The sequence below is a fragment of the Azospirillum sp. A1-3 genome (assembly GCF_023806445.1).
GTDB lineage: Bacteria > Pseudomonadota > Alphaproteobacteria > Azospirillales > Azospirillaceae > Azospirillum.
Genome location: NZ_JAMSLU010000001.1, coordinates 2,263,788 through 2,287,488, shown reverse-complemented (window position 1 = coordinate 2,287,488; position 23,701 = coordinate 2,263,788). Strand labels below are relative to the sequence as shown.

At 65.1% G+C, this 23,701-nt stretch carries 20 protein-coding genes; 5 read left to right on the top strand and 15 right to left on the bottom strand.

Going from position 1 to position 23,701, the window contains the following annotated elements:
* Positions 1-47 precede the first annotated feature (47 nt).
* The 4 genes from M5E06_RS10995 to hrpB all read right to left on the bottom strand — a co-directional run bounded on the left by M5E06_RS10995 (position 48) and on the right by hrpB (position 6,980).
* Positions 48-869 carry an IS5 family transposase gene (locus M5E06_RS10995; protein WP_252138190.1) on the bottom strand — a complete coding sequence of 274 codons (822 nt, stop codon included), beginning with the start codon at positions 867-869 and terminating at the stop codon, positions 48-50.
* A 41-nt stretch (positions 870-910) separates the two neighbouring features.
* Complete coding sequence (locus M5E06_RS10990; protein WP_252138189.1) at positions 911-2,875, bottom strand: NACHT domain-containing protein; 1,965 nt, start codon at positions 2,873-2,875, stop codon at positions 911-913.
* A 47-nt stretch (positions 2,876-2,922) separates the two neighbouring features.
* Positions 2,923-3,993: an IS630 family transposase gene (locus M5E06_RS10985; RefSeq protein WP_252138188.1), complete on the bottom strand. Its 1,071-nt coding sequence runs from the start codon at positions 3,991-3,993 to the stop codon at positions 2,923-2,925.
* A gap of 431 nt (positions 3,994-4,424) precedes the next feature.
* A complete protein-coding gene (hrpB, locus tag M5E06_RS10980; protein WP_252138187.1) occupies positions 4,425-6,980 on the bottom strand; it encodes an ATP-dependent helicase HrpB in 2,556 nt (851 codons plus the stop codon).
* Positions 6,981-7,157: 177 nt separating this feature from the next.
* Here hrpB and M5E06_RS10975 point away from each other — a divergent pair, with 177 nt between their 5' ends.
* Positions 7,158-7,631, top strand: a complete 474-nt coding sequence (locus M5E06_RS10975) for a ferritin-like domain-containing protein (protein WP_252138186.1) — start codon at positions 7,158-7,160, stop codon at positions 7,629-7,631.
* A gap of 42 nt (positions 7,632-7,673) precedes the next feature.
* Here M5E06_RS10975 and M5E06_RS10970 read toward each other — a convergent pair whose 3' ends face one another.
* Together M5E06_RS10970 and M5E06_RS10965 are read right to left on the bottom strand one after the other, a co-directional pair.
* Positions 7,674-7,886 carry a hypothetical protein gene (locus M5E06_RS10970; protein ID WP_252138185.1) on the bottom strand — a complete coding sequence of 71 codons (213 nt, stop codon included), beginning with the start codon at positions 7,884-7,886 and terminating at the stop codon, positions 7,674-7,676.
* A 113-nt stretch (positions 7,887-7,999) separates the two neighbouring features.
* Positions 8,000-9,001 carry a hypothetical protein gene (locus tag M5E06_RS10965; protein ID WP_252138184.1) on the bottom strand — a complete coding sequence of 334 codons (1,002 nt, stop codon included), beginning with the start codon at positions 8,999-9,001 and terminating at the stop codon, positions 8,000-8,002.
* A 226-nt stretch (positions 9,002-9,227) separates the two neighbouring features.
* On the opposite strand from M5E06_RS10965, the gene M5E06_RS10960 reads away from it, so the two are divergent.
* Positions 9,228-9,644: an HRDC domain-containing protein gene (locus M5E06_RS10960; protein ID WP_252138183.1), complete on the top strand. Its 417-nt coding sequence runs from the start codon at positions 9,228-9,230 to the stop codon at positions 9,642-9,644.
* 239 nt (positions 9,645-9,883) lie between these two features.
* On the top strand, positions 9,884-10,030 hold the full coding sequence (locus tag M5E06_RS10955; protein WP_252138182.1) for a hypothetical protein: 147 nt from the start codon (positions 9,884-9,886) through the stop codon (positions 10,028-10,030).
* Positions 10,031-10,237: 207 nt separating this feature from the next.
* On the opposite strand, the gene frc is transcribed toward M5E06_RS10955, so the two are convergent.
* The gene (gene frc, locus M5E06_RS10950; protein ID WP_109073341.1) at positions 10,238-11,488 is read right to left on the bottom strand and encodes a formyl-CoA transferase; all 1,251 of its coding nucleotides are present in this window, start codon (positions 11,486-11,488) and stop codon (positions 10,238-10,240) included.
* 139 nt (positions 11,489-11,627) lie between these two features.
* Complete coding sequence (locus M5E06_RS10945; protein ID WP_109154693.1) at positions 11,628-12,080, bottom strand: PAS domain-containing protein; 453 nt, start codon at positions 12,078-12,080, stop codon at positions 11,628-11,630.
* Between the two features lie 323 nt (positions 12,081-12,403).
* On the opposite strand from M5E06_RS10945, the gene M5E06_RS10940 reads away from it, so the two are divergent.
* The gene (locus tag M5E06_RS10940) at positions 12,404-13,075 is read left to right on the top strand and encodes a YopT-type cysteine protease domain-containing protein (protein WP_252138181.1); all 672 of its coding nucleotides are present in this window, start codon (positions 12,404-12,406) and stop codon (positions 13,073-13,075) included.
* A 5-nt stretch (positions 13,076-13,080) separates the two neighbouring features.
* On the opposite strand, the gene M5E06_RS10935 is transcribed toward M5E06_RS10940, so the two are convergent.
* The 6 genes from M5E06_RS10935 to mdh form a co-directional block, all read right to left on the bottom strand.
* Positions 13,081-13,806: a Tle-like phospholipase domain-containing protein gene (locus tag M5E06_RS10935; RefSeq protein ID WP_252138180.1), complete on the bottom strand. Its 726-nt coding sequence runs from the start codon at positions 13,804-13,806 to the stop codon at positions 13,081-13,083.
* 189 nt (positions 13,807-13,995) lie between these two features.
* Positions 13,996-15,237, bottom strand: coding sequence for a 2-oxoglutarate dehydrogenase complex dihydrolipoyllysine-residue succinyltransferase (gene odhB / locus M5E06_RS10930; RefSeq protein WP_252138179.1), 1,242 nt, complete (start codon positions 15,235-15,237; stop codon positions 13,996-13,998).
* 40 nt (positions 15,238-15,277) lie between these two features.
* Positions 15,278-18,232 (bottom strand): 2-oxoglutarate dehydrogenase E1 component, encoded by a 2,955-nt coding sequence (locus M5E06_RS10925; protein ID WP_252138178.1) that lies wholly within the window; start codon positions 18,230-18,232, stop codon positions 15,278-15,280.
* A gap of 270 nt (positions 18,233-18,502) precedes the next feature.
* A complete protein-coding gene (gene sucD, locus M5E06_RS10920) occupies positions 18,503-19,378 on the bottom strand; it encodes a succinate--CoA ligase subunit alpha (RefSeq protein ID WP_014246680.1) in 876 nt (291 codons plus the stop codon).
* 1 nt (position 19,379) lies between these two features.
* On the bottom strand, positions 19,380-20,576 hold the full coding sequence (gene sucC, locus M5E06_RS10915; RefSeq protein WP_252138177.1) for an ADP-forming succinate--CoA ligase subunit beta: 1,197 nt from the start codon (positions 20,574-20,576) through the stop codon (positions 19,380-19,382).
* Positions 20,577-20,708: 132 nt separating this feature from the next.
* A complete protein-coding gene (gene mdh, locus M5E06_RS10910; RefSeq protein ID WP_042699729.1) occupies positions 20,709-21,677 on the bottom strand; it encodes a malate dehydrogenase in 969 nt (322 codons plus the stop codon).
* 270 nt (positions 21,678-21,947) lie between these two features.
* On the opposite strand from mdh, the gene M5E06_RS10905 reads away from it, so the two are divergent.
* Positions 21,948-22,442, top strand: coding sequence for a hypothetical protein (locus tag M5E06_RS10905; protein ID WP_252138176.1), 495 nt, complete (start codon positions 21,948-21,950; stop codon positions 22,440-22,442).
* 9 nt (positions 22,443-22,451) lie between these two features.
* On the opposite strand, the gene M5E06_RS10900 is transcribed toward M5E06_RS10905, so the two are convergent.
* Positions 22,452-23,687 carry a DUF2336 domain-containing protein gene (locus tag M5E06_RS10900; RefSeq protein ID WP_252138175.1) on the bottom strand — a complete coding sequence of 412 codons (1,236 nt, stop codon included), beginning with the start codon at positions 23,685-23,687 and terminating at the stop codon, positions 22,452-22,454.
* Positions 23,688-23,701: the final 14 nt, after the last annotated feature.

The following is a 23,701-nucleotide window of genomic DNA, read 5'->3' as shown; positions in this document are numbered from 1 at the left end:
GACATAGTCAGAAAGAAGTATTGCTGAGAGCCCGTTTGACAACCGCTTCAATGGCAGACTCGTCGAAGTAGCAGGCTTGCCATGGCGAGCTGCATCATACCGCCGGAGACGTCGATCCGGGCTTCATAATCTCGAACCAGACGTCTCCAGCGGGTCATCCATCCGAAGGTCCGCTCGACCACCCAGCGTCGCGGCACGACCTTGAACCCTGGCTCGGTGTCGGTTCGCCGGACCACCTCGACGGTGAAGTCGAGGAAGGCAGCCTTGTCCATCAGCTTCTTGCGATCATAGGCGCCATCGGCGAAGAGGTGCTTCATCCACGGCCACCGCTTGCGCATCGCCTCCAGGATGGTCTGGGCTCCGGCGGAGTCGGAAATGTCGGCGGTGGTCAGGTTCACCATCAGCAGGCGGCCATCGGTGTCGACCGCGATGTGCCGCTTGCGCCCGTTGATCTTCTTGCCCGCATCGTAGCCGCGCTCCGTGGCGGCGGGAGCTTTCACCGATTGGCTGTCCACAACCCCGGCGCTCGGACTGGCTTCGCGCCCGGCCCGCTCACGGTCGATCATCAACGTCACGTCGTGGATCGTCTGAAACAGCAAGCGCCGCAAGAGATGCCGAAACCACCAGTACACCGTCTGCCACGGCGGGAAGTCCTTCGGTAAAAGCCGCCAGCCACAGCCCGTCCGAGCCAAGTAGCGCAAGGCGTTCAAGATTTCTCGAAGGTCCACACACCTCGGACGGCCGGTTTCGGCCTTCTGTGGCATCAGCGGTTCTATCAGAGACCATTCCTCATCGGTCAGGTCCGTCGAATACCGCTTCGTCTGCTTCTCGATCCTGGCCATCCGGCTGCGCGTCGCTTCGGTCCACATCCGAAGCTTGAATCACATCACGCTTTCAGCGCCAACACTTTTCAAACGGTCTCTGAGAACTCTGGGACATGGCTGATACATTTAAACTGCTCAGAGTCCTCGATTTCTTCTAATCCATCAAGCAAAGAGGCAAGCTCGCCACTGCTGTAGCAGCCTGCATAAAAGCGCGCGACATTAAGCCAATAGAAATTTCTTATAATTGCATCAAAGCGGTCAGGTAAAGTTCCGCGGCGTTGTACGCCGGTAGGAGTATAGGGAGCAGTGTCATAAAGATACCGTGCCGCAAAGTACTCCCTTAAAGGCTGTACTTCAAACTCAAATGTCCCTTGAACACGGGATACAAGCGCAACAACACGTTCCACCATGCCTGTAAACAAATCGTCGACCAAGCTGGTTCCATGTCCACCGCTTTCTAGAAATTTTCTAAGGGTTTCGCGGAGGCGAGACTCTGCAATATGCCCAGAGCCGGATTTTGTTTCCGCTTCAACCTGTAGAATCCAGGCAAGATGCCTGTGTATCTGAATAAGAAGTTCTCTGCGATCTCGAACAACATCACTTTTCTCAGACTCCCTATTTAGGAAAATGTCGATATATTTGTCGTAAAGTGCTGTTCTTTTGTTTGGCAGAGAAGCGCCCTGCACAGAGATTAAGTTCAGCAAAATGGCCAATTGCATCGGATTACGGGCCAAATCACGCACATGTGCCTGATCTAACTTGCTTTTTAAAGCCCTAATCGTATCTCTCTTTTCCTTCGCGTCAGCGCCTCGAGCATCAAGCCATTTCTGTGCATATGATTCGATCGCAGAACGGGACAGTGATAGCAGGTGCATATGTTGCCACTCGTCACGAGGAAACCCAGGAGAGTTGGCAAAGGCTGTTGGGCGGCTCGTTACAAGAATCTGAGCAGAAAGCGCATTCTCCTCAATTCGGACAGCTGCGTCTGAGGCTTCTCTAACAATACGGTTTCTAATCGAGATGTCAGCAACCTCATCAAAGCCATCAAGCACGATGAGAATCTGAGATGCATGTGACACCGCAGTCAGGTCATCTACCGAAAAGGTCATGCCCGTATAACGTTGAACTTGAGCCGCAAGGAAACACTCAAGAACGGGACTGCTTCCTGACGGAATACGAGCTTCAGAGTCGTCACTAAATGGATCTCTCCCGGAAATCCAGCTTGCATAGTCGCGCAAATCTACACGAAACGGTATCATAGCATCGCAAGGACGATGAGCGGCAGGTATCTTGGAGAGCTCTGACGTTCTTTTAAGTAAAATCATGCGATAAAGCTGACAAAGATATTGAGTTATTGTAGATTTCCCTTGCCCAGGTGCGCCCTCCAATACCAGCCTTGAAAGTGCTTTGGTGCTATCTTTTTTGATAAGTAGCTGTAGTGCGCCGGGCGCTTGAGAAAGGCGCTCCTCGCTTACATCGTTAAATTCTGTGGAGACTGAAAGTGATTCGTCAAACAATGCTTCATGACCACTAACGTGACTTGACCAGTGGCTTCCTTTCTCCATCATCTTAACTTGCGCAAGGCGTGCAGGGACATCAACAAAAAGGTCGTTCAAACTTTTCTGTAGATCAATTTGCTTAAATTTCAATTGAGAATCGTACTTGAATTGGTACGCCATATATGCCCTGAGAGCGTCTGACCTTCTATTAGATTTTTCGTCATTGTTTCCGGCTAAAAGTGATTGTAGCAAATCTGTTGTTCGTATTATCTCAGGATAGCTCCACTTAATGGCAGGCTTTGAATCAATTCGACGCTCAATGTCATCTCTCCACCAGCAATTAACTTTTATGCCAAAGGCGTTGCTTATTTCTATGTTTGCTTTGTCTATAGATCCCGATTCTAAGTGGGAAGAGCCTGATACATTGGTCAGAAGAAAGTATGATTTAGCACCTCGCTCAACTAAACGAGATACTTTCGCGCTCTCAGTTCTGATTACCTGCTCAATCAGATCGCGGGCACTTTTCGAATCAGGGTTTCTGACAAATTTCACTTGAAATATTATGGAATCGGTAGAGCTGCCCCCACTAGTGCACTGACTCATTCAGAAGGTGCAGGCAAACGGCTGAGTTTATCGAGGATGTCGTCGGCTGGCTTGGTCCAGACGAAGGGCTTGGATGCCCTGTTATGCTCGCGGATGTAGCGGGTGATGGCGTCCTGGAGATCGGCCACGGACTTGAACACGCCGCGTCGGATGCTCCGGCGGGTGATGATGGAGAAGAAGCCCTCGACGGCGTTGATCCAGGATGCCGAGGTCGGCGTGAAGTGGAAGACCCATCGTGGATGATCGGCCAACCATTCCAGCACCTTGGGATGCTTGTGGGTGGCGTAGTTGTCGACGATGGCGTGGATCACCTTGCCGACCGGCACGACGCGCTCGACGGCGTTGAGGAACTTGATGAACTCCTTGTGGGTGTGCTTGGGCAGGCAGCGCCCCACCACGGTGCCGTCCAGGGTGTTCAGCGCGGCAAACAGCGTGGTGGTTCCGTTGCGCTTGTAATCGTGCGTCATCGTCCCGCACTTGCCGGGCTTCAGCGGTAAACCCGGCTGGGTGCGGTCAAGTGCCTGGATCTGGCTCTTCTCGTCGATGGACAGAACCACCGCATGGCATGGCGGGTCCATGTAGAGGCCGACGATGTCCTCCACCTTGGTGGCGAAAGCCGGATCGTTGGAGCGCTTGAAGGTACGGATGCGATGGGGCTGGAGGCGGTTGGCCTCCCAGATGCGCTGAACGGCACGCAGGCTGATGCCGATGATCTTGGCCACGGCTCGACCAGTCCAATGGGTGACGGCGCCGGGTGGTTCCGAACATGTCAGCGCCAGCACCTTGGCCACGGTGGCGGCCGGCAGAGGCGCCCGGCCGGGCTTGCGCGTTTTGTCGCGCAACAGCCCGTCGACGCCTTGTTCGGCGTAGCGCACTTGCCAGCGCCACACCGACGGGCGGCTGACGTCGGCCCGACGGGCCACCTCCAGCACGGGCAGTCGCTCGGCCGAAAGCAGAACGATGTTCGCCCGTTGCGCATGTTTCTGCGGGCGATTGCGGTCAGCGAGGATCGCGGCCAAACGCGCACGATCCTCCGCTCCAATGATGACGCTGACGATCTGGGCCATGCCGACAGAATTGCACGTCGCCCGCCCGTTGTGAATCCTATGTCTGTGTCAGTGCACTAGCTTCTCGAATGAACGCATCGCGACCACCATCAGGTTGGCCAACGGGTAAGCACTGAACGTCAGGATAAATAGAGGCAAGGATGGCTTGGCAGAGTTGTTGAAATCGCTCGTCGCCAAGTTCCTCCAGTAGATACGCCATATCAGACCTCTGCCCAGAATATAATATGGCTTCCTACATTAATGGTTGATGGATAAGGAATCAAGCATCGCGACTGGGAGCATTTCAAGGCGTTCAGTGCCTGTAGTGCTTTGCCCTTGTTTGTTTGCGAACGTTCAAGCTGCATCTGAGTTGAAAAAGCACGCTTGTCGAGATACATGCGGCACTGATGAACGACGGAGAATATTTGTAGATTGGGCGGCAAGGTATTCCCTCACCGCCCCCTCGGCTTCGCCCTGGCGGTCGGCTCGGCTTCCAGCGGGTTGTCGGGCCAGTAGTGTTTCGGGTACTGGCCCTTCAAATCCGCCTTCACCGCCTTGTAGGCGTTGGCCCAGAAGCTCGCGAGGTCGCGGGTGACCTGGACCGGGCGGCGGGCGGGGGACAGCAGGTGCAGCAGAAGCGGAACCCGGCCGCCGGCGATGCGCGGGGTCTGGGCCAAGCCGAACATCTCCTGCAGGCGCACCGCCAGCACCGGCTCCTCGCCGTCATAGTCGATGGGGATGCGGGAGCCGCTCGGCACCTCGACATGGGTCGGGGCCTCGGCGTCCAGGCGGGTCCGCAACTCCCAGGGCAGAAGGGCGCGCAAGGCGCTCGACAGGTCGATGCGCTCCAGATGGGCGCGGCGCGACACGCCGTCGAGGAAGGGGGCAAGCCACTCCTCCAGGCCGTCCATCAAGGCCGTGTCGGACAGGTCGGGCCAGACTTCGCCCTCCTTCATGCGTAGGAACATCACGCGGGTGCGCCATTTGCGCAGCTCGTCGGTCCAGGGCAGGCAGCTTGGGCCAAGCGCGCGGATGCCCTCGATCATCGCGGCGGTCATCGCCTCGGCCGGGGGCTTGGCCAGCTTCTCGTCCTTCAGGATCAGGGCGAACAGCATGCGGCGGCGGCGCGCCAGGACCATCTGCTCGCGCGCGTCCCAGGCGACGATGGTCTCGGTGCGGATGTCGTCGGCGAAGCTCTCCTCCAGATCGGCCAGCGTCACCGGGGCGGCCAGGAAGATGCGCGACTCGCGGGCGGCGCCGTCGAGGTCGGCGATGGCGAGCCACTCCTCGGCCGACAGCGGCTCTGCCTCCTGGAAATAGGCGCCGCGCCCGCCCGACAGGCGATACTGTGCCGCCACCCCGCCGGGCTGGCCGCCGGGCCGCCGTTGGCCGATGCGGTCGGGATAGGCCAGCGCCACCAGAATGCCGACGGCGTTCGAGTCCATCGCGTCGTCGCGCACGCCAAGCTGGCGGCGCCACTGCCGCGCCTGCTTCACCGCCTGTTGGGCGCCGCCGCGGTCGACGCTGAGACCGCGCGCCGCGCCCTGGCCGCCGCGCTCCTCGCCGCGCAGCAGGTCGACGCGCAGGCGCAGGTCGGCGTCGCGGAAACCCGGTTGCGAGCGGACGATGTCGCGCTCGCCGAGCAGGGCGGCGACCAGACAGGCGAGCGCGCCCTGGCCCATCGCCTTGCCGGCCAGCATCATGTGGGCCAGACGCGGATGCACGCCGAAGCCGGCCATGCGGCGGCCGTGCGGGGTGATGGGGCCTGATCTATCGAGCGCGCCGAGGCCGGTCAGCAGCTCGCGCGCCTGGGCCATCGCCGCGGCGGGCGGCTGGTCGAGCCAGGACAGGGTGGCGGGGTCGGACACTCCCCACACCGCAAGCTCCAGCGCCAGCGGGGCGAGGTCGGCGTCCTCAATCTCCGGCGTGGTGAAGGGGGCCAGCGCCTTGTGCGTCGCCTCCGGCCACAGGCGGTAACAGACGCCGGGCTCCAGACGGCCGGCGCGGCCGCGGCGCTGCTCGGCCGAGGCTTGGCTGACCTTCACCGTCGCCAGACGGGTCATGCCGCCGCGCGGGTCGAAACGCGGAACCCGCATCAGGCCGCTGTCGACCACGATGCGGATGCCCTCGATGGTCAGGCTGGTCTCGGCGATGGAGGTCGCCAGCACGATCTTGCGCTGGCCGGGCGGGGTGGGGGAGATGGCGCGGTCCTGCGCCTCGGCCGACAGGTCGCCATAGAGCGGGGCGATGACGGTGTTGGGCCCGAGGTCGGACTGGTCGAGCAGCGACTGCACGCGGCGGATCTCGCCGACACCGGGCAGGAAGACCAGCGCGTTGCCGGGCTCCTCGCGCAGGGCGCGGCGGACGGCGGCAGCGACGGCGTCCTCGATGCGGGTGCCTTGCGTGGGGGCGTCGAGGTGGCGGGTCTCGACGGGGTAGGCGCGGCCCTCGCTGGTCACCATCGCGGCGGGGCCTTGCGCATCCGCGAGAAGGGTAGCGACTGGGGCGGCGTCGAGCGTCGCCGACATCACGACAAGGCGCAGGTCGTCGCGCAGGGCGCCGCGCGCCTCCTGCACCAGGGCGAGGGCGAGGTCGCTGTCGATGCCGCGCTCGTGGAACTCATCGAACAGGACGGCGCCGACGGCGGGAAGCTCCGGGTCCTCTTGCAGTTGGCGCAGGAACAGGCCGTCGGTCACCACCTCGATCCGGGTCTTCGGGCCGACCTTGGTGTCGAGGCGGACGCGGTAGCCGACGGTCTCGCCCACCGCCTCCCCCAGCATCGACGCCATCCGGCGGGCGGCGGCACGGGCGGCGAGGCGCCGCGGCTCCAGCACCAGGATCTTGCGGCCCTTCAGCCAATCGGCCTCCAGCAGAGCCAGCGGCACCCGCGTGGTCTTGCCGGCGCCGGGCGGGGCCTGCAGCACGGCGGTGCCGCGGCTGTCCAGCGCCTCCAGCAGGGCGGGGAGGACGGGATCGATGGGGAGGGCGGGGAAGGCGGGCTTGCTCATGAGGGGGAGTCTGCTGCCGCGAACCGGCGGGAAAGGCAATGGTTTTCGGGAGGCGAGTGGGACGGCGCGCGCCAAAAGGTCGCAGGGGCGGGGGAGGGGGACAGGGGCCGCGACCTATGACCGTAAAAAATGTATGGTTTTTGGGTCGTCGGGCTTATTCGCTTCTCAAAGGGATCCATGACCGAAATCCACGACGCCGCCCTGTTCCTCGCCCACGCCTGCGCGCTGGAGGAGGACGCCGCCAACCGATTCGCCGACTTGTCGGAAGCGATGAAGACCTATGGCAACCAGGAGGTCGCGGCCTTCTTCGGCCAGATGGCGAAATTCTCGCGCATGCATCTGGCCGAGGCGCGGGAACGGTCGGGCTTCCGCAAGATCCCGGACCTGAAGCCGGAGGACTTCCAGTGGCCGGACGGCGACAGCCCGGAAGCGGCCTCGATGGAAGGCTCGCACTATCTGATGACGGTGGAATACGCGCTGGAGCTGGCGCTGGAGAGCGAAAAGCGCGGGCAGGCCTTCTATGCCGAGGTGGCGAAGACCACCACCGATTCGGAAGTCCGCATGATGGCCGAGGAGTTCGCCGCGGAAGAGGCCGAGCATGTCGCCCAGCTGGAGGTGTGGGCCAAGCGCTATCCGGCTTTGCAGGTGTGATGAGGACGTAAGGAAGGGGGCGTTGGCGGCCCCCTCCCCCGGTTACTTTGACAGGGCGGACCAGTCGATCTCGTACAGCTTGTCGACCGGCTTGTAGCTCTTGAAGGCGGCGATCACGTCGTCGATGGTGACGTCGCCCGGCACATTCTGGATTTCATAGACGACCGAGCTGCCGCTGGTCGGGCCGACGTCGGCGTTGCGGTGAGCCTGCGAGACCAGCCCTTCGCCGGCCTTCTTGATCATGATGGAAGCCATGCATCCGTCTCCTGTTTCGACTCGCCCGACGGGAAAACCATAAACAAAAAGTGGTTTAATCGGAAGGCGGAAAGAACGGGGACGGTTGCACTGCGTCAATTACGGCAAGGGCATCAGGGCAACGCGGCGGCTTCGGTCACCACGGCGCCGCCGGGCATACGGTCGGGCTGGGCGCCGGCCACCGCTCCGGCGATGCCGCCGGTCAGCCAGGCGGAGAAGGCACTGCGCCCGTCGGTGCTGGCTTGGCCGCAGGCGGTGGCGGGGATGGCGTCCTCGTCATCGTAGTTCCATAGCGGCAGGTTGATGCCAGAAGTCTCGGCAGACGGCTCGGCCGCGGACGCGGTGGCGATCAGGCCGGTGGAGCGCGGGGCGGCGGGGCGGCTGTGCACCTCGATCAGGGCGACGCGGATGCCGGCGGCCCAGGCGCGGTCGATGAAGGCGCGCACCTGCCGCGCGGTGGCGGTGGAGCCGTCGACGGCGCCGGGCGCTCCGCCGGTCAGCCAGGCCGACGGCGTCGGGCCGCAGCCGCGCCGGTATTGCAGCGCCACCTGATCCTGCACGTAAGCCTGCCCGCGATAGAGCCGCAACAGGCCGTGGCCGTAGCGCTCCAGCTCGTCGAACGGGCTGCGGCTGGCGGTCAGCAGGTTGCGGTCGAGCAGGATCAGCGTCGGCTTGACGGCGATCAGCCGGTCGAGCAGCGGCTCGAAATCGGCGAACTGGGCCTGCCGATGGACGATGCGCAGGAATTCCAGGTCAGGTACGCCACGCTCGGCGGCGACCTTCGCCATGCCGCGCTCGTCCAGCGTGGCGTCGCGCAGCACGGTGTCGCCGAGTGCGACCACCATCACCGAATCGGGATTGCGCGCCACCCGGTCGGCCATCGCGTCGATGCGGTTCAGGTTGTACCAGGCGAAGGGCTGGTCGTAGAGCATCGAGCCGACCCACAGGACCGCCAGCACCGCCAGCCCGCCCAGCGCCAGCGGCGCCAGCAGCAGCCCGGTCCCCAGCATCCACCAGCGCCGCCCGCCGCGGCGCGGTGTCGCGGCGGAGTCGGGAGTGGACTCCTCGTGAAGGGGATGGGCGGATTGCGGCTCCTGCGGTTCGGGATGGGTCATCTGGGGGCTCCAAGCGGTGGAGGCGTGGGACGGGCGAGGGGAATTGGCCGGGTGCCGGTGCGCGTCGTCTCCTCCCACAACGCGCGGGGGAGCAGATTCGGCCCGTGGAAATTGGGGGTATCCCCAAGGCCCCGGAACACCCCCGTGGCAGGGTCCCGGTTTGCCGAACGCGCCATTTCTGTGTAGGCTTCCTCCATCCAGGGAAGCCTTTCAGCAAGGTTGGGCGATGAGCACCGAGATCCGCACCTTCTCCATTCCCGACGCCGCCGCCGAAGAGGCGCAGGTGCAGCTGTCCGCCTTCCTGCGGACGGTCGAGGTCCAGCGCATCGAGACCGCCTATGCCGACGGCGCGTGGCGGGTGCTGGTGCTGTTCACCGACCTCCGCCGCAAGGAGGAGTCGCAGCAGATCGAGGCGGCCATCGCCGCCGCGCTGAACGGCTGGCGCGACAAGGCCGCCGCCCAGGCCGGGGTGACGCGCGACGCCATCCTGGCCGACGATCTGGTGCAGGAGATCGCCCGCTTCGCCCCGACGACGGAGCATGAGCTGTCGATCATCGTCAACGCCCGCGGACAGGCCAGCTCGCCCTATGGCGGGGAGATCGTGCAGGTGGTCCGCTCGACGCTGGACCTGCTGATCGACTGACCGGATTGCGGCGGAGTCCTATCCGGTTCGGTCGGGTGCGGACACACCCAAAGGCTGTGACGCTGCTGCCGTAAGCGTCAGTTGGTTCCTGAGCGCCGGCGTGCCAGGATTGCGCCCTTCACCGGCATCGACGGATGGGGTGGTTTGTGGCTTCGAAAGATCATCCGAAGGCTCGCGTCGCGGCCGGCGCGGCCGGCGCGGCCGACACGGCGTGGAGCGCAGTTCCGGACTATCGGAAGATGGCCCTTGAGCTGGCCCAGCTGGGCGCGGAGGCCGCCCGGCGCGCCCGCATGACCGGTAACGGCCATTACGACCGGCTGGCCCACACCCTGACCAGCCGGGCCGGGGAAATCCTCGACGATCTGGAGCGCAGCGGAAAGGCGTGACGGTCTGGGGTGGGGTGGATGCGAATGAAAACGGCGCCCGGGTGGGGCGCCGTTGTCGTTTGTGCGGAGTGGTCGCACTTGCCCCCACCCCGACCCTCCCCCGCTGGGCGGGGGAGGGAGTCTGTCGCAGTGCTGCGGAGTTCCCTCCCCTGCGGAGCGGGGGAGGGTTAGGGTGGGGGCAAGTGCGACGCCTCAGACCACTCCGCCTCAGACCACCTTGGCTTCGTGCATGGCGGCGATCTGGTCCTTGTTGTAGCCGAGTTGGGCCAGGACCTCGTCGGTGTGCTCGCCGAGCAGCGGGGAGCCGGTGACCTCGACCTTCATGTCGGAGAACTTGATCGGGCTGCCGACGGTCAGGTACTTGCCGCGCACCTTGTGGTCGACCTCGACGACCGTGCCGCTGGCGCGCAGCGACGGGTCGTTGGCGATCTCCTTCATCGACAGGACCGGAGAGCAGGGGATGTCGAACTTGCGCAGGATGTCGACGGCCTCGAACTTGGTCTTGTCCTTCAGCCAATCCTCGATCACCGCGAAGATGTCGAAGATCTTGTCCTGGCGCGCCTCGGCGGTGTTGTAGGCCGGGTCGTCGATCCACTCCTCGCGGCCGAGAGCCTTGCAGATCGGCGCCCAGGCATGGCCCTGGATGGTGAAGTAGATGTAGGCGTTGGGATCGGTCTCCCAGCCCTTGCACTTCAGCACCCAGCCCGGCTGGCCGCCGCCGCCGGCATTGCCGCCGCGCGGAACCACGTCGGTGAACTTGCCGTGCGGGTACTGCGGGTATTCCTCCAGATAGCCGACGCGGTCGAGGCGCTGCTGGTCGCGCAGCTTGACGCGGCAGAGGTTCAGCACGCTGTCCTGCATCGACACGGCGACCTTCTGGCCCTTGCCGGTCTTGGTGCGGGCCATCAGGGCGGTCAGGATGCCGATGGCGAGGTGCATGCCGGTGTTGCTGTCGCCGAGAGCGGCGGCGGACACGGTCGGCGGGCCATCCCAGAAGCCAGTGGTCGACGCGGCGCCGCCAGCGCACTGGGCGACGTTCTCATAGACCTTCAGGTCCTGGTAATGGTGGCCGTCGCTGAAGCCCTTGACCGAGGCGACGATCATGCCGGGGTTCAGTTCGCGGATCTTGTCCCAGCTGAAGCCCATGCGGTCGAGCGCGCCGGGGCCGAAATTCTCCACCAGCACGTCGGATTCTCGGATCAGACGGGTCAGGACTTCCTTGCCTTCGGCGGTCTTGGTGTCCAGCGTCAGGGAGCGCTTGTTGCTGTTGAGCATCGTGAAATAGAGCGCGTCGGCGTCCGGGATGTCACGCAGCTGGTTGCGGGTGACGTCGCCGGCGCCCGGGCGTTCGACCTTGATCACGTCCGCGCCGTACCAGGCCAGAAGCTGGGTGCAGGCGGGGCCGGCCTGCACATGGGTGAAGTCGATGATCTTAATGCCTTCAAGCGGCTTGGTCATGACTGCAACACTCCCTTTTTTCACGTAGTTTCAGATTGTCTCTTGGACTTGCTTGTCTGCCCGGCCGGCCCACGCCCGGAGATCGGGGGGGCGTCGAGGTCGCCGCCGGCCGGAATTCGATAATCGCCGCAGGGCGCCGTCAGCCGGCCGCCGCTTCGAGTTCGGTGAGGCGGCGGCGCAGTTTCCGTTCTTCGGTCCAGCGGGCGGTTTCGTCCCGCACCACGGCGACGATCCCGGTCACCCCACCGTCGGTCCCGCGCAAAAGCGCGACGGTGAAGGCGATCGACAGGCTGTGCCCGTCCTTGTGGACCGCCGGAACCCGCAGCAGGTCATGGCCGTAGCGGGTCTCGCCGGTGGCCATGGTCTTTTCGTAGCCGTCCCAATGACGCTGGCGCTGGCGTTCGGGAATGATGATGTCGAGCGACTTGCCCATCGCCTCGTCGGCGGTGAAGCCGAACATCCGTTCCGCCGCCGCATTCCACAGGATGATGGCGCCGGTCGGGTCGGACACGATGACGGCGTCGCCGATCACCGCCACCAACTGTTCGCAATCCACAACCGCGGGCGAACCCGCTGCTGCTGTCTGTTCCATGTCGATCTCCTTGGCGCTCGCCCCCTCTTGGATTGGGCGCCGGGGGAGCCGGTGCGGCGGTGGCCCGTAAAGCGCGCCGCACTGACATTATCGATACCGTATACCAGATACCATCGACCACGCAAGAGAATTTGAGCGCGACGCAAACTGTCCTTGTGGCGAACAGACGGCCACTCCGAGAGGGGGGCCCGGGGCGCGGACTCGACAGAGCGCCGACGATGGCGCAATCGATTGTGCACCTACAGTTATCGGCATAGGATCCCGGCGACGGAGCCCGCCGGGCGGCGAAGATCGTCGTTCCACCGCCGACAGAAGGACTGAAAATGGCCGCTTTCGACAGCTATTGCGTGGCGCCTTTCAAGCAGCGCCTGCCGATTCAGCGGCTGTTCCCGGAGGATCACGAGGTGAATAGCGGGATTTGCTTCGGTCTTACCTTGGAATGGATCCGGCGCCACCGGTCCAACAAGGGCGAGACGCCGCAGAAACGCATCGCTTTTATCGACCAGGACAGCACAATCCTGCATGCCAGCATCAAGCAGCGCCTCTATGGCGCCGAGTTGTTTTTCGATCTCGACCTGTCATCGGGCCAGCTGGGCGCCCGCAATCAGGCCATGAGCCATGCCGGATTGAAGATCGGATCGACCAGGACGGAGTGGATGGACGCGACCGACTCAGACAGCGTCAAGGAGGTGATGAAGGCGATCTCGATCGCCACCGCCAGCCCGCACACCTATCACATCGTCAGCATGAATTTCGAACAGCGGGGGGCGGCGCATGCGACCTGCTGCTACAAGTCCGGCGGCAAGGCCTTCGGTTTGGGATCGCACCTGTATTTCTTCGATCCCAATTTCGGCGAGTTCAGGGCATCGAGCGGCAGCGCCGCCGACCTGTTCACCGGGCTGGTCGACCGGTACCGCCATTTCGTGAAGCGGGACGGGTCGACCATCGATTACCGGGTTCAGGAATTCGTCGTGCAGAGCATTTCCTTCGCCTGACCGGTTCACCCGACCAGATCGAAGAAGGGCATCGACGCGTATTTGCTGGACTTGATGTTGGCGACGACCTTGTCCTGCGAATGGCCGCCGGTGGACAGGGTCGCCGGCAGCTTGATCACCTTGCCGACCGCCTTCGACGATTTGCTGATCGGGTCCCATTGCAGGTTGAAGTTGATGATCTGCTTTTCGATGGACGCCAGATCCTCGGTGGGCACCCGGACATAGGGGCCGTGGATGATGCCGCCGCGCACCATCTTCGACACCGTCGGCGCATTGAAGGCGCAGCAGGGCAGCGCGGTTTCGACCGCGACGATGGTGGCGATGGCGCCGCCCAGCGAATGGCCGCACAGGATCGGACGGGCGGCGCCCAGCAGCATCTTAGCCTGTTCCAGCAGAAGATGGGCGGCACGGATGCCGGCGGGCAGGCTTTCAATCGTGTAGAGCGCGATGTCGGTCTTCAGGTTCTTGGTGCCGGCCATCTGGCCCGACGTGCTGCTGCCGACCGCCGTGCCGCGATAGGCGATGATGTACTGGTCGGAGTGCTTTTCCTGATAGACGGCGCCGAAGAAGCCGACGTCGATATCTTCATGGGTGAAGATCACCTGGAAGCCGGGCGGAGACCGCCGTGCCCCGTCCGCCTTGTTGAAGGCGGCGGCGTCGTTGCCGCGGCCCTTCTGGAAATTGTAGACGGTGTTCGCGGCAACGGCCAGATCGAGGATATTGACCGGCATGATGGCGCCCTTCGTCGTAAACGGGAAGCCGAGACAATACCGGCACGCAGGGGCTGTCAACGAACTGGAGCGATTGTTATCGGCATTTGTGATTTTGTTTTGGTTGTAAGTGCGGTTCCGGTCGCATCGGCAAAAGAAAAGGGCGCCTCGCGGCGCCCTTCCTTGCGTCATTGAACCCGGTCTTCCGGATCAGACGTCCAGCAGCAGGCGGCGCGGATCCTCGATCAGCTCCTTGATGCGGACGAGGAAGGTGACCGCCTCCTTGCCGTCGATGATGCGGTGGTCGTAGGACAGCGCCAGATACATCATCGGGCGGACCTCGATCTTGCCGCCGACGACGACCGCGCGATCCATCGTCTTGTGCATGCCGAGGATGGCCGACTGCGGCGGGTTGATGATCGGGGTCGACATCAGCGAGCCGTAGACACCACCGTTGGAGATGGTGAAGGTTCCGCCGGTCAGCTCGTCCATCGACAGCTTGCCGTCGCGGCCCTTCTTGCCGAGAGCGGCGATGGTGCCCTCGACGCCGGCGAAGTCCAGCTTGTCGGCGTCGCGGACGACCGGAACCACCAGACCCTGCGGCGTGCCGACGGCGACGCCGATGTCATAGTAGTTCTTGTAGACGATGTCGGTGCCGTCGATCTCGGCGTTGACGGCCGGGATCTCCTTCAGGGCCTGGACGGCGGCCTTGACGAAGAAGGACATGAAGCCGAGCCGCACCTTGTGGCGCTTTTCGAAATAGTCCTTGTACTCGGCGCGCAGAGCGATCGCCGCCGACATGTCCACCTCGTTGAAGGTGGTCAGCATGGCGGCGGAGTTCTGGGCCTCCTTCAGACGCTCGGCGATGCGCTGGCGCAGGCGGGTCATGCGGACGCGCTCTTCCTGCGCGGCCCGCGGACGGTCGCCCTGGGTGCCGGCGGCCCACACCATCTTCGGCGCCGGAGCCGGGGCCGGAGCGGCCGGCTTGGCGGCCGGGGCGGCCAGCACGTCGCCCTTCGTCACGCGGCCATCCTTGCCCGAACCGGCGATGGACGAGCCGTCGATGCCCTTCTCGTCCGCCAGCTTGCGGGCGGCCGGGCCGGAAGCGGCCAGGTTGCCCGGAGCGGAGGCGGCGGCCGGAGCCGGGGCCGGGGCAGCGGCCGGAGCCGGAGCAGCGGCGGGGGCAGCAGCAGCCGGAGCGGCGCCGGCGCTGGCGCCCTCATTGATGACGCCCAGCAGGGCGCCGACCTCGACGTTCGCCCCTTCCGGAGCGACGATCTCGGCCAGCACGCCGGCGGTCGACGCATTCACCTCAAGCGTGACCTTGTCGGTCTCCAGCTCGACCAGCGCCTCGTCCATGGCGACGGCCTCGCCGGCCTTCTTCAGCCAGCGGGCAACCGTCGCCTCGGAGACGGACTCACCCAGCGTGGGGACCTTGATGTCGGTAGCCATTCTTTATCCTCGTTCGTCTTCTTGTTCGCTTGGGTGATGGTCAGCGGACCGTCAGGGCTTCGTCCAGAAGCTTGGCCTGCTCCTGGTTGTGACGCTTCAGCAGGCCGGTCGCCGGCGAGGCGGTGGCCGGGCGGCCGACATAGGACGGGCGGCCGGCCTTGTGGCCGACGTCCTTCAGCACGGCTTCCAGGCGGCGGTCGGCGAAGAACCAGGCGCCCTGGTTCTCCGGCTCTTCCTGGCACCAGACCAGCTCGGCGTTCGGATACTTGGCGAACTCGGCCGCCAGAGCGTCCTTCGGGAACGGGTAAAGCTGTTCCAGGCGCAGGATGACCACGTCCTTGATGCCGCGGCTCATGCGCTCCTGCAGCAGGTCGTAATAGACCTTGCCGGAGCACACCACGATGCGGCGGATCTTGTCGTTGGCGGCCAGATCGTTGGCGGTCTCGCCCAGCACGCGGTGGAACGTGCTGCCCGGACCCATCTCCGACAGGTCGGAGATGCACAGCTTGTGGCGCAGCAGCGACTTCGGCGTGAACAGGACCAGCGGCTTGCGGAAGCTGCGGCGGATCTGGCGGCGGAAGACGTGGAACAGGTTGGCCGGCGTCGTCACGTTGCAGATCTGCCAGTTGTCCTCGGCGCACATCTGCAGGAAGCGTTCCGGACGGGCGGACGAGTGTTCCGGACCCTGACCCTCGTAGCCGTGCGGCAGCAGCATCACCAGGCCGGACATGCGCAGCCACTTGGACTCGCCCGACGAGATGAACTGGTCGATGATGGTCTGGGCGGTGTTGGCGAAGTCGCCGAACTGCGCTTCCCACAGCACCAGATTGTGCGGCTCGGCCAGCGAATAGCCGTACTCGTAACCGACGACGGCGGCTTCCGACAGCGGGCTGTCATGGACCTCGAAGGTCGCCTGATCCGGGCTGACGTGGCAGAGCGGGACGTACTTCTCTTCGGTGTTCTGGTCGTACATCACCGCATGGCGGTGCGAGAAGGTGCCGCGGCCGGAATCCTGGCCCGACAGGCGGACGCCGGTGCCCTCGGCCACCAGCGTGGCGTAGGCCAGCGCCTCGGCGGTCGCCCAGTCGATGCCTTCGCCCGACTCCAGCGTCTTCTTCTTGGCTTCCAGCTGACGCGCGATCTTGGAGTTGATCGCGAAGTTCTTCGGGTACTCGCAGAGCTTGAAGCCGATCTGCTTCAGCTTGTCGATGTCCACGCCGGTCTCGCCGCGGTGGGCGGAGTTGGCGCCCTGCGCCTGCAGGCCGGCCCACTTGCCTTCCAGCCAGTCGGCCTTGTTCGGCTTGTAGGTGCTGGACGCCTCGAACTCACCCTCGAGCTTCTTCATGAAGTCCTGGGTGATCTGGTCGCCCTCGGCCTGGGTGATCACGTTCTCCTCGACCAGCTGCTTGGCGTACAGCTCGCGCGTGGTCGCGTGGGCACGGATCTTCTTGTACATCAGCGGCTGGGTGAAGCCCGGCTCGTCGCCCTCGTTGTGGCCGTGGCGACGGTAGCAGACCATGTCGATCACGACGTCCCGCTTGAACTTCTGGCGGAACTCGATGGCGATGCGGCTGACATGGACGACGGCTTCGGGATCGTCGCCGTTCACGTGGAAGATGGGCGCCTGCACCATCTTGGCCATGTCGGAGCAGTACACGCCCGACCGCGAATAGGTCGGGTTGGTGGTGAAGCCGATCTGGTTGTTGATGATGAAGTGCATGGTGCCGCCGGTGCGGTAGCCGCGCAGCTCCGACAGGCCCAGCGTCTCGGCCACGATGCCCTGGCCGGCGAAGGCGGCGTCGCCGTGGATCAGCACGCCCATCACCTGCTCGCGCTCGAGATCGCGGCGCTGCTGCTGCTTGGCGCGCACCTTGCCCAGCACGACCGGGTTGACCCATTCCAGGTGGGACGGGTTGGCGGTCAGCGACAGGTGGACGATGTTGCCGTTGAAGTCACGGTCCGACGAGGTGCCGAGATGGTACTTCACGTCGCCCGAACCCTGGACGTCCTGCGGGCTCGACGGGTTGCCCTGGAACTCCGAGAAGACGGCGGAGAAGGGCTTGCCCATGAAGTTGGTCAGCACGTTCAGACGGCCGCGGTGGGCCATGCCGACGACGACCTCTTTCAGGCCGAGCTGGCCGCCGCGCTTCAGGATCTGCTCCAGCGCGGGGATCATCGACTCGCCGCCCTCAAGGCCGAAGCGCTTGGTGCCGGTGTATTTCAGCTGCAGGAACTTCTCGAAGCCCTCGGCCGCGGTCAGGCGCTCCAGGATGGCGCGCTTGCCGTTCACCGTGAAGTCGGTGTGGTTGCGGCCGCCCTCGATGCGCTCCTGGATCCAGGCCTTCTCTTCCGGGTCCTGGATGTGCATGAACTCGACGCCGATCGTCCCGCAATAGGTCTTGTGCAGGATCTCGAGGATCTGGCGCAGCGATGCCGTTTCCAGGCCGAGCGAGTAGTTCAGGAAGATCGGACGGTCGAGGTCGTCCGGACCGAAGCCGTAGGTCGCCGGATCCAGTTCCGGGTGCGGCTCGCGCTTTTCCAGGCCCAGCGGGTCGAAATGCGCGTTCATGTGGCCGCGGACGCGGAAGACGCGGATCAGCATCAGGGCGCGGATGCTGTCCAGCGTGGCGGCGCGCAGCTGCTGCGGGCTGATGCCGCCGTAGACCTGCTGGGTGTGGGCCAGCATGGCGCCGTTGGCCGGGCCGTTCATCGCGGCGGCGGCGCCATTGGGAGCGGCGCCGTTGGGGAGACCGACGATGAAGCTCTCGGCGACCGGGTCGCGCTTGGCCTTGGGGTCCTCCAGATCGGACACGGTCCAGGACGCGCCGCGCAGCTCGTCCAGGACGGCGCGCGAATCCTCGTCCAGATCCTGGAAGAAGCTGTTCCAGCTGGGGTCGACGGCGGCCGGGTTGGACAGGTAGCTGGCGTAGAGTTCGGCGACGTAACCGGCGTTCGAGCCGAAGAGGAACGAGGTCTGTTCCAGATTTGCCGACATGGTTTCACCTCGGGCGTGGACCCGGGTCCCTGTGGGAGATGGTTTTAAGGCGGAAGGGGACGGGGGATCGTTGGATCCCCATGTGCCAGCGCCGGCGGGGAGACCGCCGACGCTTGCATATGGGTCCCCAGGACCGTCCGTCCAGAGGGCCGACCAGAGAGGCGGCGGGCGGGGCACCGCAGCGTCCCGCCCGTCAGCCTCTTTCGAGGCGTCCTCTTTTCAAAGGCCGGAGGCCGTGGGCGTCACCCTTGAGGCGACGCCCGCAGGCGATCAGCCCTTGAACACCTTCAGCATGGTGGAGCCCAGGCTGGCGGGGCTGTCGGCGACGGCGATGCCGACCGACTTCATGAAGTCGATCTTGAAGTCGGCGGTGTCGTTGCCGCCGGAGATCACCGCGCCGGCATGGCCCATGCGGCGGCCCGGAGGAGCCGTGCGGCCGGCGATGAAGCCGACGACCGGCTTCTTGGTGCCCGAGGCCTTGATGAACTCGGCGCCGCGGACTTCGGCGTCGCCGCCGATCTCGCCGATCATGATGATGCCCTCGGTCTCCGGGTCCTTCACGAACAGCTCCAGGCTGTCGACGAAGTTGGTGCCGTTGACCGGGTCGCCGCCGATGCCGATGCAGGTGGTCTGCCCCAGACCGGCCGCCGTGGTCTGCGCGACGGCCTCATAGGTCAGCGTGCCGGAACGCGAGACGATGCCGATCTTGCCACGCTTGTGGATGTGGCCCGGCATGATGCCGATCTTGCACTCGTCCGGCGTGATGATGCCGGGGCAGTTCGGGCCGATCAGGCGGGTCTTGGAACCGTCGAGCGCGCGCTTGACGCGGACCATGTCCAGCACCGGGATGCCTTCGGTGATGCAGACCACCAGCGGGATCTCGGCGTCGATGGCTTCCAGGATCGCGTCCGCGGCGAAGGGCGGCGGCACGTAGATCACGGAGGCGTTGGCACCGGTCTTCTCGACCGCCTCGGAGACGGTGTCGAAGATCGGCAGGTCGAGGTGCTTGGCGCCGCCCTTACCCGGGGTCACGCCGCCGACCATCTTGGTGCCGTAGGCGATGGCCTGCTCGGAGTGGAAGGTGCCCTGGGCTCCGGTGAAGCCCTGGCAGATCACCTTCGTGTTCTTATCGACGAGAACAGCCATGTTACGCGGCCTCCTTCACGGCCTTGACCACCTTCTCGGCGGCATCGGCGAGGTTGTCGGCCGAGAGGATCGGCAGGCCGGATTCGGCCAGGATCTTCTTGCCCAGATCGACGTTGGTGCCTTCCAGGCGCACCACCAGCGGAACGTGCAGGTGCACTTCGCGCGCCGCGGCGACCACGCCCTCGGCGATCACGTCGCAGCGCATGATGCCGCCGAAGATGTTGACCAGGATGCCTTCGACGTTGCTGTCGGACAGGATCAGCTTGAAGGCCGCGGTGACGCGCTCCTTCGTGGCGCCGCCGCCGACGTCGAGGAAGTTGGCCGGCTCGCCGCCATACAGCTTGATGATGTCCATGGTGGCCATCGCCAGACCGGCGCCGTTCACCATGCAGCCGATGTTGCCGTCGAGCTTGACGTAGTTGAGGCTGTGCTTGGCCGCCTCGATCTCCGCCGGATCCTCTTCGGCCTCGTCGCGCAGCTCTTCCACGTCCTTGTGACGGAACAGCGCGTTGTCGTCGAAGTTCATCTTGGCGTCGAGCGCCAGGATGTCGCCGGCACCGGTGACGATCAGCGGGTTGATCTCGACGATGGCGCAGTCCAGATCCACGAACGCCTTGTAGGCGGCCTGGATGAACTTGGCGGCGGCGCCGACCTGCTTGCCTTCCAGGCCCAGCGCGAAGGCGACCTTGCGGGTGTGGTAGCCCTGGATGCCGGTGGCCGGGTCGATGGCGACCTTGATGATCTTCTCGGGCGTGTTATGGGCGACCTCTTCGATCTCCATACCGCCTTCGGTCGAGGCCATGATCGTCACGCGGCCGGTGGCGCGGTCGATCAGCATGCCGAGGTACAGCTCGCGCTTGATGTCGGCGCCTTCCTCGATGTAGAGGCGCTTGACCTCGCGGCCTTCCGCGCCGGTCTGCTTGGTCACGAGGACGTGGTTCAGCATCTCGGCGGCGTTCTTGCCGACTTCCTCGATCGACTTGACGACGCGGACGCCGCCCTTGCCCTCGGGGTTGTCCTTGAAGCGGCCGGCGCCGCGGCCACCGGCGTGGATCTGGGACTTCACCACCCAGACCGGACCGCCGAGTTCACGGGCGACCGTCTCGGCCTCCTGCGGGGTGTAGGCAACGCCGCCGCGGGGAACCGCGACGCCGTACTTCTTCAGCAGGCTTTTCGCCTGGTACTCATGGATGTTCATCGGGCGTCCATCTGTTTTTTGGTTCGGCTGACGAGAACGGGTCGACTGAAGGACAAGACGGGCGCACCACCGGCGCCGTCCCGGACCCGGAAAATGGGCCGGAACGGCGCCGGAGACCGCGCACTCCGTTCTTTAGGAAGCGGCCTTCTCGGCGTCCAGCTTCTTGACGACGTCGACCAGAGTCTTCACCGCGTCGACGGAGTTCTGGAACATCGCCTTCTCTTCGTCGTTCAGCTCGATCTCGATGATCTTCTCGACGCCGCCGGCGCCGATGATCGTCGGGACGCCGACGTAGAGGTCGTCCTGGCCATACTGGCCGCTCAGGTGGGCGGCGACCGGCAGGACGCGCTTCTGGTCCTTCAGGTAGGACTCGGCCATCTGGATGGCGGAAGCGGCCGGGGCGTAGAAGGCCGAACCGGTCTTCAGCAGCTTGACGATCTCGGCGCCGCCGTCACGGGTGCGCTGAACGATGGCGTCCAGCTTCTCCTGCGTGGTCCAGCCCATCTTGACCAGATCGGGCAGCGGGATGCCGGCGACGGTGGAGTAGCGCACCAGCGGGACCATCGTGTCGCCGTGGCCGCCCAGCACGAAGGCGGTGACGTCCTCGACCGAGACGTTGAACTCTTCGGCCAGGAAGTAGCGGAAGCGGGCCGAGTCGAGCACGCCGGCCATGCCGACCACGCGCTCCGGCGGCAGGCCGGACGCCTGCTGCAGCACCCACACCATCACGTCGAGCGGGTTGGTGATGACGATGACGAAGGCGTTCGGGGCGTACTTGCCGATGGCCTCGCCGACGGTCTTGCAGACGCCGCTGTTGATGCCGATCAGGTCGTCGCGGCTCATGCCCGGCTTGCGCGGGATGCCGGCGGTGACGATCACGACGTCGGCACCCTCGATGACCGAATAGTCGTTGCCGCCGGTCAGGCTGGCGTTGAAGCCCTCGACCGGGGAGGTTTCGGCGAGATCCAGCGCCTTGCCGGCCGGCATGCCTTCGGCGATGTCGAACAGGACGACGTCGCCCAGTTCCTTCTGAGCAGCGAGCAGAGCCAGCGTGCCGCCGATCTGGCCGGCACCGACGAGCGCAATCTTCTTGCGAGCCATGGAGCGTTCCCTAAAACGTTTGAGCGTCCCCCATTCAGCGGGAGACTAGAACCGTTGGTCATTCTAACGTCTTAGGGATCCAGCGCCCCGAGATTTCGGAAGCGTAGGTAGCGCGTTTTGTCGCGGAGGGCAAGCCTGACCGCTAGCGAGGCATTGCAGCTTTGCGTCGCACCCCCGATGATCCTTTCCAACGACTGGACCGTTCGGCTTTATACGTATGGTTCGCGTCCGGTCCTTACCTTGTTCAAAGATGGTCGAAGGAGAGCGCAGATGGCCCAGCTCGTGGCCCGTATCATTCCCGGTCTGACCATGTCGCTGGCGCTTGCCGCCGGCATCGCCGGTGCCTCAACGGCCCAGGCCCAGACGGTCGGCGACTATACCGCCGCCATCACTGCCGCCCCGATCACCGACGCGGTGGCGGAGGGCAGCATCGCCTATTGCCGGCCGCTGACCAACTACGTCTACACCTCGATCCCCGCCGACCAGCGGGCGAACTGGGTGCTGCCGCTGGTGACGCTGGACGGCTCGCAGTCGGCGGAACTGGCTGCCAAGCGCGAAGCCTGCCTGAAGGTGCGCCAACTGCCGCTGATCGCCTTCGACGCCGGCACCGGCGAGCAGATCGTCACCCCGGCCGAGGCGATGGAAAGCCCGACCGACCGCGGCCCCTATTACAAGGAGGTCTCGCCCGACACCCCGGTGCCGCGCACCGGCCGCGCCACGCCGCGCCAGCCGATGCCGCGCGGGGGCGTGCAGCAGCCTTACTGATCGGTTCCCTTACGGCCCGATGCCGTAGCGTTCCAGGTGTCGGGCCATCTCGGCGGAGGACAGCGGGAAGCCGCTGCCTTGCCGTGCGTTCAGCATGGCGCGCGGGTGGATGCCGGCCGCGCGGACCTGGATCTGCATGGCGCAGCGCATCGACAGGCCGGCGCGCCAGACCAGGGCGGTGACCGCCTGCGGATCGTGGGCGTCCAGGATCAGGTCCACCACCTCCGGCGCCACGCGGGCGCGCAAGGTCAGCGCAGCCCGCACGAATCCGGCCTCGTTCCACGACATCGCGTCGCCCAGCGCCGTCTCGTCCAGCTTGCCCAGCCGGTGCAGGCGGACGGCGCGACGTTCCGGCGACTCGGCCGAGTCGGGGGCTTCGGCCCAGTCGATGCGGCGGCGGGTGGTGGCGGCGATCTCCGCCACCGTGGCGTCGTCGAAGTCGGGACGCCGCCGCAGAGTCTCCACCACCGCCAGATCGACGAAATCGGCCAGCCGCAGCGCCAGCCGGCGGGGCAGGGCGGGACGGCGGGCCAGCTTCTCCCGCCAGTCCGGATGGTGGGCCGACCGCTCCACCAGCGATTCCAGCGTCGGTTCGGCGATCACCGCCCCGCTGTTGTCGAGCAGGATCCCGGTGGCCTCGGCATGGCCGCTGCCGGCGATGGCATCGGACAGGGCGGCGCCGATGCTGTGGCGCCGGGCGATGGCCGATAACGCCCAGCCGGCAGGGGCGGCAGCGACGATGTCCAGCAGATCATCGTCGCTGAGCGCCGCGCAGCAGCGCAGAACCGGCTCCGCTACCGTCCGTTCGACGTCGCGCGCCAGCGTCGCCACCACCGAAGGCGGGGCGCAGGCGATGTCCTTGATCGCCGTCGCCAGCGCCTCGCGCACCCGGACGATGTGGTCGTGGGCCAGCTGCTCCAGCGCGCGGATCGCCACCGTGCTGACGGTGTCGGCCCCGCCCGGCGGCAGGTCGGGCAACAGCCGGCACAGCTTGCGGGCGAGGGTGGAGCGCACGTCGGCATCGCCCATCCCGGCCAGCCGCGATTCGACCAGCACGTCGCCGACCTGCCGGGCGACGCCGCGGCCGGGCGCACAGGGGGGCGCAGGGGGCGGTGCAGAGGGCGCTGCTTGGAGCGGCTCCGGTGATCCGGCGAACAGGTAGTCCATCAGTTCGGGCGCGACGCCGCAGTCCGTCTCCGGCAGGAGTCGGGGGGAGGGGCGGGACGGGGAGCGCCGGGCTGTCACCGGAGCTGAAACCT